The organism is Pseudomonas sp. GL_117, assembly GCF_057835125.1.
The window spans coordinates 1865624-1884380 of record NZ_CM174418.1 but is presented as its reverse complement, the minus strand read 5'-3'; the positions used below and the strand labels follow the sequence as shown (position 1 = coordinate 1884380).

The following is an 18757-nucleotide window of genomic DNA, read 5'->3' as shown; positions in this document are numbered from 1 at the left end:
ATGTATTTATAAAAGCAAAAGCATGCAACACTGATCGGCTAATTTACAGCGCCCAGGTGCATCAGTCCTTTTTCACTTAGTGCCTGTAAACTTATTCATTGTTGCTACGCCGTCAGCACTAATACCCTCTCTGACGAAAACCTTCTTGACAGTCATCATGATTATTTTAAGATCTATCCAGAGCGATCTTCTTTCAACATACCAAATATCGAGTTTAAATTTTTCTTCCCAGCTAAGGGAGTTGCGTCCATTTACCTGAGCCCAGCCAGTGATGCCAGGTCTTACATCGTGGCGCCGATACTGCTCAGCACTATACAAAGGCAAATACTCCATCAATAACGGTCTAGGGCCGACGATACTCATGTCCCCCTTGAGTACGTTCAGAAGGCTAGGCAATTCATCAAGGCTGGTGGAGCGCAAGAAGCGACCGAATCTGGTCAGGCGATCAGAATCGGCCAGCGGAACTCCATGTTGATCGCAATCATCACGCATAGTACGAAATTTGACCAGCGTAAAGGGTTTGCCATTCAGCCCCGGTCTGACCTGCTTAAACAGCACCGGCGACCCAAGCTTCTTCCTGACGAACCAAGCCACGACAATCATGACTGGAGCAAATAAAAAAAGACCGCATACAGATGCAAAAATATCAAATGAACGCTTAAGCATAATCTACCCAGTAGAGAAATAAGGCTGGCTTCAACCCTGTGCTAACAAAAACACAAACACCATAGATTCCAAGCCACATCCTATGGTTTACAAGCACTAAATACCCATTCCATCCAACATAACTTCGTTGACCTTTTTCACGTCGTACTTAATCTCGCACAAATGCCGGGACTGCTTCCCCATCGTCTGGATGAGCTCGGGGCACTCGACGAAACGCAACATCGCCGCTGTGAGTTCACTGACGTCCTTCACTGGTATCAAGAACCCATTTTCGCCGTCAATAACAGTCTCTCTGCAGCCTGGTGCATCGGTGGTAATAATAGGCCTGCCCATGGCCATCGCCTCAAGTACTGTACGAGGAGTTCCCTCACGATAAGAGGGCAGAACATACACGCTTGAATCAGAAATTGCGGGGCGGACATCTTTCAGACGCCCGAGAAACTGAACTGTACCGTCAGCAATCCACGCGTCTAATTCGTCAGGTGAAATCTTGTCGGGATTTTCGTCGATCCATCCCACAATCTTGAATACAACGCCCTCATGCTTGGCCTTAACGGCCCGGGCGGCCGCAACGAACTCACGTACCCCTTTATCGCCAAGAAGTCGGGCGATTAAAAGAAAACTGACCGATCCGGGGAGTGGTACGACACCAAAATTGCTAAGATCGACACCTGAGCCGTTTACGACCGTAGACGGTGTCTCGGAAGCGATTAATCGCATCTCCTTGAAAAGCGCCTCATCATCAGGGTTCTGAAAGAAAACCCTCGTAGCAGGTCGCAGCGCCAATGCATACAAATGCTGCACCAGCGACTGGAGCAATCCGCGTCCACCACGCCCCGGATTAGTCGCGTGTTGAAACGCGTAACCTAAGCCGGTAATGAGCGCAAAACGACGGCGAACTCTCATCAGGCGCGCGGCCAGCAAGCCATAGATTACTGGTTTCACTGTATAAGCCAGGACGGCTTCTGGATTGACGCGCACCATTAGCTTACAAAGCGAGATAAACGCCATGAGATCTGCGAACGGGTTCGTTCCCACACGCTGCAAAGGTATTTCGTATACTGTTATACCTTTGCTTTCCAGATCTGCTCTAACGGCACTTCCAGCGGGTAACCCTGGAGCAGCAACACTCACCGAGAGACCTCTCGCAAGCAAAGCATCCAACAAAGGTCCCCGAAAATTAATCAATGAGTCCGCGTAGCTAGCAATCACAAGAAATTTCATATCATTGTTCCGCCAACCACGCCTGAAACATCAAAATGTCCCACAAATGATGTTGCCAATTTTTCCGCCCACTCAAGTGCTCCGCCCACTTACGGCGAATCGGCTCTGGGTGAAGGTAGCCTTCTCGTCGGAGCCGCGATTCATCCAAGAGCTCCTCAGCCCACTCTCGTAAAGGTCCTCTCAACCAACTGTCCAGCGGGATGCCAAAACCTTGCTTCGGGCGCTCGATAAGATCTTTAGGAACGTGACGGTACAGCACCTCTCGTAACAACCATTTACCTTGACCACCACGTATCTTGTATTCCAACGGCATCCGCCAGGCCAGCTCAACCACCCGATGATCAAGCATCGGCACCCGAGATTCAAGGCTCACAGCCATAGACGCGCGGTCCACCTTGACGAGGATGTCATCAGGCATATAAATCTGTGCATCCATTGCCATCATCCAATGCTCAAAGCTATCGGCGGCTGGCCATTCATTTTTATTTGTAAAAAGCGTTTGAGGTTCACACGCGCCGATAACCACACTGGCAGGATCGTCCCAGTGACTATTCAGTTGATGATAAAACGCTTCCCCACTGGTAAGCCCAAGTACCGATGCGAGCTTATGAGCCTTATCTCCCGGGGTTACCAAATGCATCCGCTCTGGTAACAGAGGTTTAGTTAATGCAAATAGGCGATCCCAGCTAGCTGGAGAAAGAGACCGCAAGATTTTGGAAGCGCCACTACGCGCAAACCCAGGCAGACGGTGCATGCGCTGCCAAACTTTACGCGCGGTCAAATAACGATTATAACCACCAAACAACTCATCGCCACCATCGCCACTAAGAACTACAGTCACGTCTTGTCGGGCCATTTGACTAACAAGAAAAGTTGGAATCTGGGAGCTATCACTGAAAGGCTCAGAATAAATCGACGCCAATCCAGGAATAACTCTAAGTGCATCTTGAGGACGAACATAAAGTTCGGAATGCTCTGTGCCCAGATGCTTCGCTACTGCTTTAGCATATATGGCTTCATCATATGCAGCCTCATCGAAACCGATAGTAAACGTGCGAACCGCACGTGTACTTTGGGCCTGCATTAATGCAACAACCACACTACTGTCGACACCACCACTCAGGAACGCACCGAGAGGTACATCAGCAAGCATCTGTTGACCGATACTATGTAGAAGTGTACTTTCCAATGCATCCGTAGCCTCAACTTCGGAACCTTCAAAGGGGTTCGCGAGCCCTGCTTCTACGACACTATTTACAGACCAATATGCCTGCGGACCAGCATCTTTAGCTGCACTTGGGTTGCCCAAATTCAGCGTGATGTAATGACCAGGACGAAGCTTGTTGATATTTTTGAAAATGCTGTAGGGTGCAGGAATACAGCTGTAGCGCAACATAAGCGCCAAGGAATTACGGTCAACTTCTGCCTTGAATCCTGGATATGCTTTTATGGCACTCAACTCGGATCCAAATAAAAGAACATCACCTTGCCAGCCCCAATAAAGTGGCTTTTCACCCATACGGTCCCGTGCGAGCGTCAGTATTTGCTCATGCCTGTCCCAAAGTGCAAACGCAAACATCCCCACCGACGCCTTTAGGGCTTTATCAACACCCCATCGAACTAGGCACTCAAGCAAAACCTCAGTATCTGAATGCCCGCTCCACGCCACAGAGGCACCTTCATCAGCTAGCTGACTACGGAGCTGGTTATGATTATAAATTTCGCCATTGAACGTCAGGACGTATCGTTGATCTGCTGAGTGCATGGGCTGGTGGCCAGCACTCGTGAGATCGACTATCGCCAAACGTCGATGCCCAAGTGCAAGACCGCAGTCATCAATCCAAACACCCGCATCATCAGGTCCACGATAAGCTATGGCGTCGTTCATTTTTGAAATGCAATCGTAAAGCTGAGCGGGCTTAGAAAGGTCAAAAAGACCACTTATTCCACACATTGTTAACGAATCCTGAATTTGAGCACTTGGACGAAAAAAACGCACACATATCTTAAAAAATCAAATGAACATGAGCACAAACAACACCAGAGCCGGCCAACGCTGTTATGCATGGTCGAGGCTTTCTCCCGCACGTCCAAGTATATCTCTAATCCGAGGAGCTTGAATCTGTAAGGAAAAAGTTTGCTCGACAGCATGACGCCCGTTCCGCCCATAACTGGACCGCAGTTTTTCGTCACTCAACAGCTTGCCCAAACAATCTCGCCAATCAGAAAGATCCACCGCCAACATACCGCACTGATTCCCCTCGACGATGTCGACGTTTACACCAACCGGCGAAGCAATGACTGGCACACCGCAAGCCATGTATTGAATGAGTTTATATCCACATTTCCCTTTTTCCCAGTCTCCATCAACGAGAGGCATTATTCCAATATCCAATAGCTGAATAAAGCCCGTTTCAGCATCCTCGCTCCAAGGATGAAGCTCTATATCGACACCTTCGAATTCGCTAAGAACTCCTGCCCCCGCCCCCATGAGTACCAGGCGAGCGTCGTATGTCTCACACGCTTCCCTGAGCGCATCCCGAATCTGGACAACGTATTTTTCGGTTGAGGGCGACCCAATCCATCCAATCGTAAGTTTCCTATTTCGTTGCGACGCTTCCCCAGAATATCTTAAATAGTCAACAACGGTAGGAACAACTTCAATGCTTGACGCACCAGCATTAGCTGCCCTTTGGGCCAGATAATTATTTCCAGCGACTACACAATGTGCGTATCGCATTACAATATCAATTTTCGAGCCTAACAGCGCTCTAACAAAAACGTTTTTTGACAAATCATAGTTATGAAAAATAGCATCATCGTAGTCAACAACGTACGGAATACCCAAAACCTTTAGCAACCGCTCCACTGTGGCGGGCAAGAAAGGAAATATTTCCTTCTCGATCCAAATTACATCATATTTTCCCACTTGGAAAAGAACCAAAAAACGCGCTATATACCGCTTGAGCGTCAGCCAATGGGAGCGGCCTCGCCCCTGATACAGGGACTCTAAATATTGGTCATCAAAAAGAGTTTGAACTTTTACCTGTACGCCATCACTTTCCAAGTAAGGCAAATACTGTAGCGCTCTAAGTCGGGTACTGGCGCCCATACGAGAGTATTTTGACAACAACAAAACCTTCATATCAACCAAAACTCCAAACCATCACAAGCAAACTTTGAAAGGCACAACCAACCATTGCCCACCACAATCAATAGCACTAATTCCGCCCAATGAAACGACCAGCAAACAGCGGAATAAATATTAACGCCAAATACAAATACGTGGTTAACGAGAACTGCCAGGCGTAAAACATCATAATCAACGCATACATGTAACAACTCAGCAAGGCCAGGTAATAACCTTTCCGCTTCATCGCCAACACTCGTAACAGAGCAAAAACGCCACCGAGAAATGCCATACTGACTATGACTGCTGGAGTTCCTCCAGCCAGATACGGAGACGCCGCATAGGTAAGAACGTTGAAATCACGGTCAGTAAGCCCAAGATCGAGCGGTGCGCACGAATACAAGCCGAGCGAGATAATGTCAATTAACTTACCAAACACAAGATCAGCGCAACCTAAATATTCCCTCCCCTCAGTCCATACCGAAAACGCCGTCACCGCATAGGAAAAGTACTTTAATAAAAAATCATAGCTATTGTCCCCGCCGGTTTTCCCAGTACCAATAGCAACGATAATAAACAATGCGACCAGCAGGGCAAATGAAACGAGTAGCCCCTTGAGCTTGACCCAGCCCTCGTTAATCGCCGTATACCCGATCGCAACAAACAAAAAAAGCATACTTGTTCTTTCGGCCATGCTAAATGCAGAGACCAAGTAAATCGAAGCGGCAATAATGCAAGGAAACGCTCTTTTCCTCTGCGCATAGTAAAGTGCCAACGCCAAAGAAAACAACGCGAAGTGCTGCGCACCGTAGGAAGGCTGATGTTCCCATGTATTTGCAATTCGCAGTGCCAACAAAACACTATCGTACTGCCCACTCATCCCGACGGCAATAATCTTGTAAAGGCAAAGAATAAGGCCTACAAAAGACAAAACCCAGTAGAGCTGTACAACAAACAAATAAGGTACAGAGACCTCCTTCTTGGGCGTTATAAAATTCGTCAACAACAAGAACGCATAAACCAAAAAATAAAGCACAACAAACGAAAGCACGCCTAACAAATATACACTATGCCCCCACTCCCACTCTTGCTCTAATGCAAAAATATTTGCGGCAAACATCAACGTCGTTATGAACAATAAAATGAAGACCGGGGACACTAATGCGTTCTTAAAATAATTTCCCACTTAAGCCACCGTCTAGAGACACGCAAATACTTTGACGAAACCAACATACCACCATTGAACCATTACGCAATAAATCTAGCGCAAATCTTGCGACATAGCAGCTCAATCATAGCAGGCAGTGCACTCAGAACATATTTCGGTTCTGAAGCAGCAAGCATCGCACGTATTGCGCCAAAATCTCGAACTTTAATTGCGGACAATATATAGGAAGCAAGTACACGAGAAATCGCCTTGACCTTTATCGACTCCGGTGCTAGAGATGCGATAACAGCCGAAACCATAGAATATTGTCTTCTTATATTTTTATAACTATTAGAACTATGCTGCCGATATCCGACCACGCAAAACTCAGGAGCGAAAAAGAAGTCCGTGTTCAGTAGAGGATATTTCAATAACATTTTTACAAACGTCGGATAGTCATCCAGCACCAAGTTCGAATCCCATCCACCAATCGCTCTTAAAGCCTCGGTCCTGAAAACTGTCGATTGCAAAAGCAATGGAGATGGGTAATTCAAAAATAAACTGCGCGCGATAGACTCAGGTGGCAACCTGAAAAATACATCCTGAGCGCGTCCATAGACGGAAAGTTTTTTTTCTGGCGCATCATCATAAAATGCATATCCACCACCCACGATAAATTTTGCATCTGGATTATTGATTAATTCTCTGACACTTTTACTAATACCCTCGGCATTAGGTAAATCGTCAGATGCAACCAAGTAGAAAAACTCTGTAACCGCTGCATCAAGCCCTAGGTTCAACGACGATACAAGTCCAGAATTTTTCTTACAGACAAGCTCAATTGAGTGATCATTCAAACGCTCCATATACTCTTTAACTACACCCACAGTTCCGTCTGTGGACCCATCATCAACGACCAATATCTTCCGCCCTGGAATATCTACAGATCTAGCCGCGTCCAAACAGTCAACTATATAATTTTCATGATTGTAAGAAGGAATCAAAAGAGTAATCATTACAAACTCAATCCAATTTATTTAATGACTTAAGTTTATGGGACATACAAACTCCCATCACAACCCAATAAGCAGCATAGTTAAGCGCATAAGCGATCGTCACGCCTTGCAGGTCAAACTGATGAGTAAAAACCCAAGACAGCAGCACAAAAGAGCACGAAAAAATAACTTCCGTAATCATAAAGAGCTTAAACATTGCTTTACCCAGCATTAAATAGGCCAGGACCCAACTGCCGATTTTCAACACATCGCCCAGCATTTGCCAAGCAAACAAATCGATCATGGGCAAGAACTCAGGGGTGAATAATAGACTTACAATTAGCTCGCGAAGTAAGTATATGATTAACGCTCCTGCTGCAGCCAAAGGTAAAATTATCTTATAGCCCTTGATTATCTCGGCACGAATCTGGTCGGAATTCTTAAGCTCTGAGAAACGCGGCAAATAATATACACTCAGGGTCGTGGTAATCAGCATCAAATAAGCTGCACTTAATCTGGTCAGCGCCTCCCAATAACCTGCAGCCTCCCAACCGAAACTTTGCCCAATGTGATTGCGAACCAGAATTTGGCTCAGAGGAACACATGCTACCGAGGTCAATGACATCGCCGTATACTTAGCCAAATCACGCGCAACCCCCGAATCAATTCGACCTAGAAAGTATTTAAACTTAAACCAAGGCGCACGATAGGAAAGCCACAACGTAACAAAAAAACTCAACGACTGATAAACAGCCAACGCTACCAGAGCGCCATATAATCCCCAGGCAATTGCCATGCAACTTGTCACTGCTAACGCGAACAAGCTTCCGGCTATATTCGATATGACGTAGCGACCTATCTCCTTCTTACCATTTAAAACGGCAAGCAACAAAGCATTCAAAACGAATAGTACCAATGTTATCGCGAACCAAACAAAGACACTACCGAGAGCACGATCATTTAAAAAAAACAGCGCCAATTCTTTATTAAATACGACAACAGCAACACCAGTAATGACCGAACTCAGCAAAGAAATACTTCCCGCAGTCCTCCACACTGTATGCTGCTTAACTTCATCCTCGAAATGCTCAGCAGTATACTTAGTCACACCAGCATTAATCGCACCACTTGCAAACGCGGTAATCATTTGCACCGCGTTTTGGAATTGTCCGAGGGACGCATACCCAACCGGCCCAACGTAAATCGCAAGAATCTTATTGATACCCAACAATGTGAGCATACGAACCGCAACTGCTATTCCGTTGAGCAAACTAGTTTTGAGAAACGTCATTCTATCGTAGCGCCAATATAGCTATTACACGCAAGGATAACTAACTTAATATCATCCATATCCATGTTTGGCGAGATTGGCAAACTAATGACCTCAGCATGAATATCCTCAGTAACCTCAAAGTTAAGGTCGGACCATTCTGCATAGGCTTGTTGCTTATGGGGAGGGATAGGATAGTGTATCAATGTCTCTACATTCTTGGAGCGCAAATGCTCTTGAAAGGCCTTCCGATCCTTGCAACGAATAACGAACAAATGCCAAACGTGCCCCGAGAACTTTTCAACATCAACTAAGTCCGAAAAAGGCAACTGCAGTAATTCATTCTTTATCCCTGCCATATAAGCAGCCGCTACGCTTCGACGATTATTGGTATCACGATCCAAATGCCTAAGCTTCACGCGCAGCATTGCTGCTTGCAATTCATCCAGGCGACTATTAACGCCTTTGAATAGATTGTTGTATTTTACTTTTGACCCATAATTCCCTAAGGCACGGATCGTCTCTGCCAGGTCTTCATCATCGGTAGTTACCGCGCCCGCATCACCTAACGCGCCAAGATTTTTTCCGGGATAAAAGCTGAAGGCTGAAGCATCTCCCCAACTTCCAGCTTTTTTACCATCAACACCCGCGCCATGAGATTGCGCGGAATCTTCCAGTACTAAAAGATTATGTTTTTTTGCTATCGCCATTACAGCGCCCATGTCACAAATACGGCCATACAAATGAACCGGAAGTATCAACTTTGTGCGACTAGTTAGAGCCTGCTCCACATTTTTTGGGCATATATTAAATGTTTCGGGATCGGGCTCAACCAAAACAGGAACTAAATTATTCTCAGTGATCGATAAAATGCTAGCAATGTAAGTGTTCGCAGGCACGATAACTTCGTCACCATCCTTCAAGCGCCCCATCACTTTCCATGCTCTTATAGTCAGCGTCAAAGCGTCCAAGCCGTTCGCAACGCCGACACAATGCTTCACACCACAATAATTAGAAAACTCGGACTCAAATGCACTGACTTCCGCTCCAGAAATATACCATCCAGAGTCTATCACTCGAGTGCACGCACTTATCAACTCGTCGCGATATGCAGAATTAATACCTTTTAAATCGAGAAAGCCTACCATTTGAATAATCCAATTAATTTCCTGAAGAAACTTGCACGGCTGTCAATCAGCGAACAAGCCTTTAATATAAAATACAAATAAAAAATTATATGTTATTTTTTACAAGCACCTTCCAAAAATTCATCATAATCTCGAATATAGTCTGCTTCGTCGTAGGCTGCACTCGCCAGAACCAAGAGTACGCACTGCTCACTAAAATCGTGCATTTCGCGCCACAACCCACCTTCGATGAGTATTCCCTTTGTCGCGCAATCGAGCCAGACATCTTCACGTGTGATGCCATTATCTAAAACCATGCGGCATTTGCCCACCAAGCATATAGCAACTTGTTTCAGGCTTCGATGAGCATGAAAACCGCGACTGACGCCCTCAGCGGTCCGATAAATGTAATAAACCCGCTTTATTTCGAAAGGAACGATCTTACCTTGCTCAATAGAAACAAGACTGCCTCGTTCATCACCTAACGTTTGAAAATCTATCCATTTTACAAGACTCATCACGCCCCTCCCATCACAGCCATATATATCAGTGAATCATGAAGTCATTATTTTAAAAACTTAACATACCAAGGCATCGCCTTCTCCACTCCTCCGTCTATAGAGTAAGTGGGTGCATACCCCAGCTTAGTTTTTATTTTACTGATGTCTGCTTGCGAGTGCCTGACATCACCATCACGAAACTCCCGATATACCGGCTCTTTTGTATAAACCACTCCATTCAAATTCAATTCATTTTTCATCGCAACAAACAAACCATTCAGCGTTGTACGACCACCGACGGCAACGTTATAAATCTGATTTCTCGCGCCATCATCTTCGGTAGTTGCCGCGAGTATATTTGCCTGAATAGTATTCTCGATAAAACAAAAATCCCTGCTTGTTTCTCCATCGCCATTGATGAATATAGTTTCACCCTTGATCATGGATGCGGCCCACTTTGGAATAACTGCCGCATAGGCACCGTCAGGATCTTGCCGTTTGCCAAACACATTAAAGTAACGAAGACCTATACTATTAAAGTTATAGCAGCGTGCAAACACATCGGCGTACAACTCGTTCACGTACTTTGTAACAGCATAAGGGGATAGCGGATTTCCGATAACGTCCTCTACTTTTGGTAACCCTGGATGATCACCATATGTCGAACTGCTTGCAGCATAGGTGAAGCTACTGACACCTGCATCACGCGCAGCAAGCAGCATGTTAAGGAAACCGTCAATATTGGTCTGATTAGTGCTGATGGGGTCGTTCAGAGATCTTGGAACCGAACCTAATGCGGCCTGATGAAGCACATAATCGACAGCGTGACATGCTTCACGGCAACAATTTAAATCTCTAATATCGCCTTCAATAAACTTCAAACGCATCCATTGTTCATCACTTACAGACCGTTGGACTTCTTTTAGATTTCGATGATGACCCGTAGAGAAGTTATCCAACCCAATAACGTGCTGATTGAGCTTAAGCAACGTCTCAAGAAGATTTGAACCTATAAAACCCGCGACACCAGTAATGAGCCAGGTCTTCGGCGCACGGATAAGTGATTCCAGTACATTTTCATAACGAGTCATTGGTTGCGCTCCTAAAATTTTATACCGACCCTAGTTAAGTCAAGCCTTCCTTGCTTGATTACAATCGTATATCGGATTGGTCACGATCTAAAAGATATTTCAAGTCGTATAAAATATGTTTTGCCTTTCCTAAAGAGCGAATACGTTCTGCGCCCATTGCTCGAAACTCGTTGTGCGCTACTGCTAGTACTATTGCATCATAACTATCAGTCACCGGAACCGCTATTGGACTAATGGAATATTCATGCTGAGCCTCTGACGGATTTACCCATGGGTCATACACATCCACTTCAATGTTGTACTCACCTAATTCACGCACAATATCCACTATTCGAGTATTGCGAAGATCTGGGCAATTCTCCTTGAAAGTCAAACCCATGATGAGCACTTTTGCTCCATCAACGTGAATACGCTTTTTAAGCATAGCCTTTACTAATTGCGAAACTACATATGCACCCATACCGTCATTCAGACGGCGCCCAGCCAGAATAATTTCTGGGTGATAGCCTATCGACTGAGCTTTATGAGTCAAATAGTACGGATCAACGCCAATACAATGTCCGCCTACCAGACCTGGGCGGAAGGGTAAAAAATTCCACTTCGTTCCAGCTGCCTCTAGGACAGCTTCAGTATCTATCCCCATCTTGTTGAAAATAATAGCCAACTCATTAATAAGTGCAATATTAAGGTCACGCTGCGTATTTTCAATAACTTTGGCAGCTTCGGCAACTTTTATGCTGCTTGCCTTATGAGTTCCTGCGGTAATAATTTGTCGATATAAAGCATCTACTAAATCCGCCACTTCCGGAGTAGAACCTGATGTGACTTTTTTAATAGTCGTTACGCGATGTTCCTTATCGCCAGGATTGATGCGCTCTGGACTGTAACCGGCGAAGAAGTCGACGTTAAACTTCAACCCTGAATATTTCTCTAGCACTGGAACGCAGTCTTCTTCGGTCGCGCCTGGATAAACAGTTGATTCATAAATAACCAAATCCCCCTGTTTAAGCACTCGTCCAATTGTTTCTGATGCCTTAATCAACGGTGTTAGATCTGGCTGATTATACTGATCAATCGGAGTTGGCACGGTGACAATAAAAACATTACATCCTTTCAGCACATCTGACTTAGCACTGAAGCTTAAATGCTTTGCTGCTTTTAACTCGTCGTCATTTACTTCTAATGTGCCATCACGCCCTTCATTCAAAGCATCAATTCGAGCTTGATTTATATCAAAGCCAATAACCGAACGATGCTTTCCAAACTCAACAGCCAATGGCAAACCGACGTACCCCAAGCCAACAACAGCGAGCTTTATATCTTCAAGTGACAGCATGTATTTATTCCGTGATAAATGTTTAAAATAATCGCTCTATGTTTTTTTCGTTGAAAAATTTCTTCAATATGAGCAACTCAATTAGAAAATCTCTCTGATCATCGATTAAAGGATTTTTCTGATATTGAATGCTCACATCATTGGGACCACTTTAGAGCATTCAAACACCACAGCAGATCCCAAAGCATTGATGCCGTGCCGTACACAAGACCAAATTTCAACACGCTACCGCCCCGGGATTTAAGCCTTGGATGCGGCGCTGAGTAGCGAGCGCTCCCCTACCTCCGTGGTATGGGCATGCGAGCTCGTTGCCGACAGAAAAACACTCTGACCAATTCAGCACATTGATTAGCAAAACCACCCGGCGCCATCCATCTGACGTCATGAAAATGGAATCACGATAAGCTGTTGTGCTATCCAATATGAGCACTTCCTTAACCATAGCGTATGTAGAAGAATCTCTAAAGCGACCTCGGTCGTTGAAATTTCGAATCACGCACAAGCTCGCTGCCAAAGGAGAAGGAGTAAAAGCAACTGCCAGCTCAACCCCTTGCATACATCTTAGTGAACCCTATCCAGGTCAACGAGGAGGCAAATCAAGAGCCCTCCCCCGACAAAAGCTATTTACTGGCGATCCATCCAGTAAGCATTTCACTCCAAACGCAGGCACAACCCTGATATTTCACTTGCCACGATGGTTTTCATCGGCATGTTCGCTCCCCCCAGGCCTGCGCTGAACCCAATTCCAATGATTCGTACTGACAGCATGATGGCTATTGGACACGAGCCTTAACCGTTCATTCCAATAAATTATTAACTAACATCAATTTCCTATGAGGTTATTGCGCCATCTATCGATATGGGGATTTTTCTGACAGGGATGCAGACCCAAACCGGTGCATCATCAAAACATATCCAAAAAATGGCCGGCCACTCACCCGCCAACCTAGACCTGTGATATTAAGCGAATGATCCAGTGCTGCAAACTCAATTCAACCAAATGCACCGCTTCGGAAATAGTGGTGAACGGTGACCAGGTCAGCCACAATGATGAATGATGGCACATAGCCAATACCCACACGTTCTACGCTACCGACTTCAAAATACCTGACAAGGCTGCTATCGCATCCCCCTCAGGCATTCAGAGCATCAACATGACTTAGCTTGATTGTCGCTTTCTAAGAAAAAGAAATTCGCGCAGTGCTGCAAAGACAACACCAAATATTAAGCCCAACATAAGTCCTAGGACAATTATTAGTGCTTTTTTGGGTTTTATGGGGCTTAGGGGTTCTATTGCTTGCTTATCGATAGTGACCAGTTTGATTCTGGACATATCGATATTTAGATTCTGCAAGCGAACAGCTTCTGCACGCATAGGGGCTACTCCGCTCAAGAATAGCTCCTCATTCTTCCGCTGATTCAAAACATCTATCTGCCGATTGGACTGCAGCAGTTGAAGCTCCTTAGCGATAAGCGAGACTCTTTTTTCCGAGAAATCATCTGACTTACGCTGCAATAACGCAGTGCGCTCTGCCTCCAAAGCCTCAACCCCCATAAAATAAAGAGGTATTTGTTGATTATTGATTTCTGTACGCATGATATTGGTGGAACTATCATGAATGGCATCACCAAAGGAAGATGGCGTTGCAGGCTTTCGGATGCCAAGTGATTTTGCGATCACAATAGCTTCGTTCAACTGCGCCACTCTTTCCATACGGTTGGTTTTTAACTGAACTCTAAGCGCACTGAGCTCGTCCTGCAATTGAGCACGCTTTACGAGATCAGACTCTACAAGCAAAGCAATTTTGGCTTGTTTCTCTGTCTCATAATTGGCGCGAGCTGCATCTAACTTTCCGTTTAGCTCTGCCATCCTATTTTTGACGATAACTTCAAGATCAGAACCGATTTGTTCACGCTCATTTGAGATTGCATAATCAATGAGGCCATTCAATATCGCTACACCGTCTATATCCTTCGGATAAGTCATTTCAAGTTTAATATAGGCACTCAACGAATCTGCTTTCTTAGTATCTGGCAATATTAGCTTGATCGAGTTACGATTAAACTCTTCGAAACTTTGCTCTAGCGTTCGACCGGGCTGCACAAAATTCTTGAATAAATTCGGGTTAGCACGAAAAAAACCTAAACGAATATCGTAAGATTCAAGGGCCGCACCAACTTTATTCAACGCCTCAGAAGGTGGGAGCTTATAGATTTCTGAACGATTCAAAGCGTCCAGTTCATTAATTGCTGAAGGTCGGAGAACACTCGTAACCTGAAACTCGGGAGTGGCTACAAAAGCGTATAGAACCGCTATCGCGGTCGAGAGCGCTGAAACCAGCAAAATCAGCTTCTTTTGCCGCCATATGGATCGGAAAAATGCTGCAAATTGAATGTCTTCAGCCGGGGAAATCTGCGGGGTGCGAAAGCTACTACTCACAACAAAAACCTGCCTTCAAGAATGAAACTGCGGGCTCGTTATGCAGGCATTTTGTAGCTCTTTAGCGTGTCATCTCGGCTATAACTCCCACCTAGCTGTTAAAGCCCACAAAAAGCCTGTTCTCGAGAACAATTAGCATTTTGACATCTAACGACAACAATACAAGTCTTGACAAGGCTGTAGGAGAATTCCTTCAGACGAATTGTTCAATAGTCCTGTAGCAGAATCAACTACCTCGCCCAGGCGAATGGGGTCGCTCTGTGCTCAGCCCCAGCGACAATTTCAATCTCGGCGACGACTCGCCTTCAGAACCACAGCAATCACTGGCCCGACGATCATTCCCACGATTAGAAAGAGGATCATGAAGGCAGAAACCGCCAGGTCAGGCGTACGCGACCCCAGAAATGACAATGTAACGCTTTGCTGGTTCTCCAAGACAAACGTCGCCACTGCCAGCACGAGGAACAATACAATCAGAACTTTGAAAACGCGTGCAAATGCACCCGACGACCTCCTCGGCAGCAGACTCACTCAGAGACCCTCGTCTTCATCTTCATTCACGCGATCCCGCAGCTCTTTGCCCGGTTTGAAGTGAGGCACAAACTTCCCGTCCAAGCTAACAGACTGCCCGGTTTTTGGGTTACGACCCACACGAGGTGCCCGATAATGAAGTGAAAAGCTACCAAAACCTCGAATTTCAATACGGTCACCAGTAGCCAAGCATTGCGACATTTGTTCAAGCATAGTCTTGATAGCCAGCTCTACATCCTTGGATGAAAGTAGCCCTTGATGGGTGACAATTCGTTCGATCAACTCCGACTTCGTCATATTTTTCCCTTCTTTTTCAAGCAGCTAGATCAGCGCTCCAAAGGTTTTAGCACGACTTGATGCTTTTGAAAAGCCCGTCCTCCGACTTCAGTTGGCATACCGACAAAAAAATCGCGCAGCACCGCTACTGGAAAATTTCTACCCTCACTCCAAGGTACCCAAGCTCACCCCTGCCTGATTACCCCATGAGATATATGGAGGCAATCAGTTACGTCGAACTCAGGCACAACTCGCCTCACAAGTACTTTTCGCCTCGCCCTCTGGACCTGATAGTTTTTGCTGGAGAACCGTATGCAACGGTGTAAGGAGGTACATCCTCCAACACCATCGATTGGCCACCAACGACTGCGCATTCGCCTATGCTAATACCATGACGTAAGCTTGCGCCGATCCCCACAGCTGCGAGCCTACCCACCCGGCAGCCGCCCCCCGTGCTGACACCGGGTGCCAGACTGGAAAAATCCTGCATTGTAGAATCGTGATCCAAAGATGCTTTTGTATTAACAATACAAAAATTACCTATCTCGCAGCTCGGATTTACAATCCCTCCCGCCATTATTACCGTACCCACACCTATAGAAACATCACGCCCAATAATTGCGCTGGGATGTATGGCATTGACAAACATTAAGCCAGGGCACAATCCTGCAACTCTAGTTGCCACATCCTCCCTTACGGCATTATCTCCTATAGCAATAACTATCCCCTTGATACTGTGCTGCGCGACGAGCGTCGGGAGGTCCGATTCACACCCAAGAACCTGGTAGCCAAGCGTTTCAGCACCGGGCGCTCTAAAATCGTCTACGAAGCCAAGAATTGCATAGCGCGCCTGTTTTTCGACAATATCGATAATGACTTTGGCGTGACCGGACGCCCCAAAAATTACAATCTTTTCCATACTCAACTCCTAAACTGATCGACTACCGAGGGAGTGCTACGACAGCCTCGCGATTCGATTCAATACCACCAGACAATATCACCACTACTTATTGAAAGTAATTATCACAATAACTATCAGTTAATTATTTTGCGCGCTTCTATACACTCAACCTCGACCAGCTTCCAAAAGTTTAACGTCTCCGCAACTTACAAATACGATCATTACTAAATGAGCATCATAGCTAGAATACATTTATTCTGATTTGGCGATCCAACGAATTTCAGGCACAAAAAAGGGCGACCGAAGTCGCCCTTTTTCTAAAGCCTTACAGAACTTAGTTCTGCTTAGCCATTGCTTGACGCAACAGAGCAGCCATAGTGGTGTCAGCTGCTGCTTCGCCTTCCGGAGCCGATTTCAGGCTCTGGATTGCTTCTTTCTCTTCAGCATCGTCTTTCGACTTGATGGAGAGTTGGATCACGCGGCTCTTGCGATCAACGCTGATGATCTTGGCTTCTACTTCCTGGCCTTCTTTCAGAACGTTGCGCGCGTCTTCAACGCGGTCACGGCTGATTTCGGAGGCTTTCAGAGTTGCTTCGATATCGTCGGCCAGAGTGATGATGGCGCCTTTAGCGTCAACTTCCTTCACGATGCCTTTAACGATTGCGCCTTTGTCGTTGTCCTGAACGTATTCAGAGAACGGGTCGCTTTCCAGCTGCTTGATACCCAGGGAGATACGCTCGCGCTCTGGGTCAACCGACAGGATAACGGTGTCCAGCTCGTCGCCCTTCTTGAAACGACGAACAGCTTCTTCGCCAACTTCGTTCCAGGAGATGTCGGACAGGTGAACCAGGCCGTCGATGCCGCCGTCCAGACCAATGAAGATACCGAAATCGGTGATCGACTTGATGGTGCCGGAGATTTTATCGCCCTTGTTGAACTGGCCAGAGAAATCTTCCCATGGGTTAGATTTGCACTGCTTGATGCCCAGGGAGATACGACGACGCTCTTCGTCGATGTCCAGAACCATAACTTCCACTTCGTCGCCGACTTGTACGACTTTCGAAGGGTGGATGTTCTTGTTGGTCCAGTCCATTTCGGAAACGTGTACCAGGCCTTCAACGCCTTCTTCCAGCTCAGCGAAGCAGCCGTAGTCAGTCAGGTTGGTAACACGCGCGGTCACGCGAGTGCCTTCTGGGTAACGGGCTTTGATAGCAACCCATGGATCTTCACCCAGTTGCTTCAGGCCCAGGGAAACACGGTTGCGTTCGCGATCGTATTTCAGAACCTTTACATCGATCTCGTCGCCAACGTTGACGATTTCAGATGGATGCTTGATGCGCTTCCAAGCCATGTCGGTAATGTGCAGCAGGCCATCGACGCCACCCAGATCGACGAATGCGCCGTAATCGGTGAGGTTCTTGACGATACCTTTGACTTGTTGGCCTTCCTGCAGGGATTCCAGCAGAGCTTCACGCTCGGCGGAGTTCTCTGCTTCCAGGACGCTGCGACGGGAAACGACAACGTTGTTGCGCTTCTGATCGAGCTTGATGACCTTGAATTCGAGTTCCTTGCCTTCCAGGTGCGTGGTGTCGCGCACTGGACGAACGTCGACCAAAGAACCTGGCAGGAACGCACGGATGCCGTTAACGTCGACAGTGAAGCCGCCTTTAACCTTACCGTTGATAACGCCCTTGACCACTTCTTCAGCTGCGAAGGCTGCTTCGAGAACAATCCAGCATTCAGCGCGCTTGGCTTTTTCACGGGACAGCTTGGTTTCACCGAAACCGTCTTCAACCGAGTCCAGAGCAACGTGAACTTCGTCACCGACATTGATAGTCAGGTCACCAGCATCGTTGTAGAACTGTTCCAGCGGGATCAGAGCTTCAGACTTCAGACCAGCGTGAACGGTTACCCAGCGAGCTTGGTAATCGATATCAACGATAACACCGGTGATGATGGAGCCAGCCTGAAGGTTCAGGGTTTTTAGGCTTTCTTCAAAGAGTTCCGCAAAGCTTTCGCTCATTTTAATTCCTGTTGATAAGGGCGAAGAATACGCCCATCTCCACACCCCAGACGGTGTGGGTCAATTTCAGTTAAAAGAAGCCACCGCAGGACTATGACTG

15 protein-coding genes are annotated in these 18757 nt (G+C 46.3%); all 15 read right to left on the bottom strand.

The features are described from left to right. Positions 1-72: 72 nt before the first annotated feature. The 15 genes from AC3ISR_RS08495 to rpsA all read right to left on the bottom strand — a co-directional run bounded on the left by AC3ISR_RS08495 (position 73) and on the right by rpsA (position 18657). Positions 73-666: a sugar transferase gene (locus AC3ISR_RS08495; RefSeq protein ID WP_463984349.1), complete on the bottom strand. Its 594-nt coding sequence runs from the start codon at positions 664-666 to the stop codon at positions 73-75. Positions 667-762: 96 nt separating this feature from the next. Beyond that, entirely contained in the window at positions 763-1890 is a 1128-nt protein-coding gene (locus AC3ISR_RS08490) for a glycosyltransferase family 4 protein (RefSeq protein WP_192298701.1), read from the bottom strand. A gap of 1 nt (position 1891) precedes the next feature. Then, positions 1892-3844: an asparagine synthase (glutamine-hydrolyzing) gene (gene asnB / locus AC3ISR_RS08485; protein ID WP_463984365.1), complete on the bottom strand. Its 1953-nt coding sequence runs from the start codon at positions 3842-3844 to the stop codon at positions 1892-1894. A 105-nt stretch (positions 3845-3949) separates the two neighbouring features. Continuing rightward, positions 3950-5035: a glycosyltransferase family 4 protein gene (locus AC3ISR_RS08480; RefSeq protein ID WP_192298700.1), complete on the bottom strand. Its 1086-nt coding sequence runs from the start codon at positions 5033-5035 to the stop codon at positions 3950-3952. Between the two features lie 76 nt (positions 5036-5111). Beyond that, positions 5112-6206, bottom strand: coding sequence for an oligosaccharide repeat unit polymerase (locus AC3ISR_RS08475; RefSeq protein WP_318652597.1), 1095 nt, complete (start codon positions 6204-6206; stop codon positions 5112-5114). A 62-nt stretch (positions 6207-6268) separates the two neighbouring features. Further along, complete coding sequence (locus tag AC3ISR_RS08470) at positions 6269-7183, bottom strand: glycosyltransferase family A protein (protein ID WP_463984348.1); 915 nt, start codon at positions 7181-7183, stop codon at positions 6269-6271. Between the two features lie 7 nt (positions 7184-7190). Then, positions 7191-8453 carry an O-antigen translocase gene (locus AC3ISR_RS08465; RefSeq protein WP_192298697.1) on the bottom strand — a complete coding sequence of 421 codons (1263 nt, stop codon included), beginning with the start codon at positions 8451-8453 and terminating at the stop codon, positions 7191-7193. After that, the gene (locus AC3ISR_RS08460) at positions 8450-9580 is read right to left on the bottom strand and encodes a DegT/DnrJ/EryC1/StrS family aminotransferase (RefSeq protein ID WP_192298696.1); all 1131 of its coding nucleotides are present in this window, start codon (positions 9578-9580) and stop codon (positions 8450-8452) included. The genes AC3ISR_RS08465 and AC3ISR_RS08460 overlap by 4 nt, the downstream gene beginning before the upstream one ends. Before the next feature lie 92 nt (positions 9581-9672). Next, positions 9673-10077 carry a sugar 3,4-ketoisomerase gene (locus AC3ISR_RS08455; RefSeq protein WP_192298695.1) on the bottom strand — a complete coding sequence of 135 codons (405 nt, stop codon included), beginning with the start codon at positions 10075-10077 and terminating at the stop codon, positions 9673-9675. A 47-nt stretch (positions 10078-10124) separates the two neighbouring features. Beyond that, positions 10125-11150: an NAD-dependent epimerase/dehydratase family protein gene (locus AC3ISR_RS08450; protein WP_192298694.1), complete on the bottom strand. Its 1026-nt coding sequence runs from the start codon at positions 11148-11150 to the stop codon at positions 10125-10127. Positions 11151-11208: 58 nt separating this feature from the next. Continuing rightward, positions 11209-12486, bottom strand: a complete 1278-nt coding sequence (gene tviB / locus AC3ISR_RS08445) for a Vi polysaccharide biosynthesis UDP-N-acetylglucosamine C-6 dehydrogenase TviB (RefSeq protein ID WP_192298693.1) — start codon at positions 12484-12486, stop codon at positions 11209-11211. 1159 nt (positions 12487-13645) lie between these two features. Continuing rightward, the gene (locus tag AC3ISR_RS08440; RefSeq protein ID WP_192298692.1) at positions 13646-14926 is read right to left on the bottom strand and encodes a GNVR domain-containing protein; all 1281 of its coding nucleotides are present in this window, start codon (positions 14924-14926) and stop codon (positions 13646-13648) included. Between the two features lie 531 nt (positions 14927-15457). Next, a complete protein-coding gene (gene ihfB, locus AC3ISR_RS08435) occupies positions 15458-15754 on the bottom strand; it encodes an integration host factor subunit beta (protein WP_192298691.1) in 297 nt (98 codons plus the stop codon). Positions 15755-15989: 235 nt separating this feature from the next. Then, a complete protein-coding gene (locus AC3ISR_RS08430; RefSeq protein WP_192298690.1) occupies positions 15990-16652 on the bottom strand; it encodes an acetyltransferase in 663 nt (220 codons plus the stop codon). 316 nt (positions 16653-16968) lie between these two features. Further along, positions 16969-18657: a 30S ribosomal protein S1 gene (gene rpsA, locus AC3ISR_RS08425; RefSeq protein WP_463984347.1), complete on the bottom strand. Its 1689-nt coding sequence runs from the start codon at positions 18655-18657 to the stop codon at positions 16969-16971. Between the last annotated feature and the right edge of the window lie 100 nt (positions 18658-18757).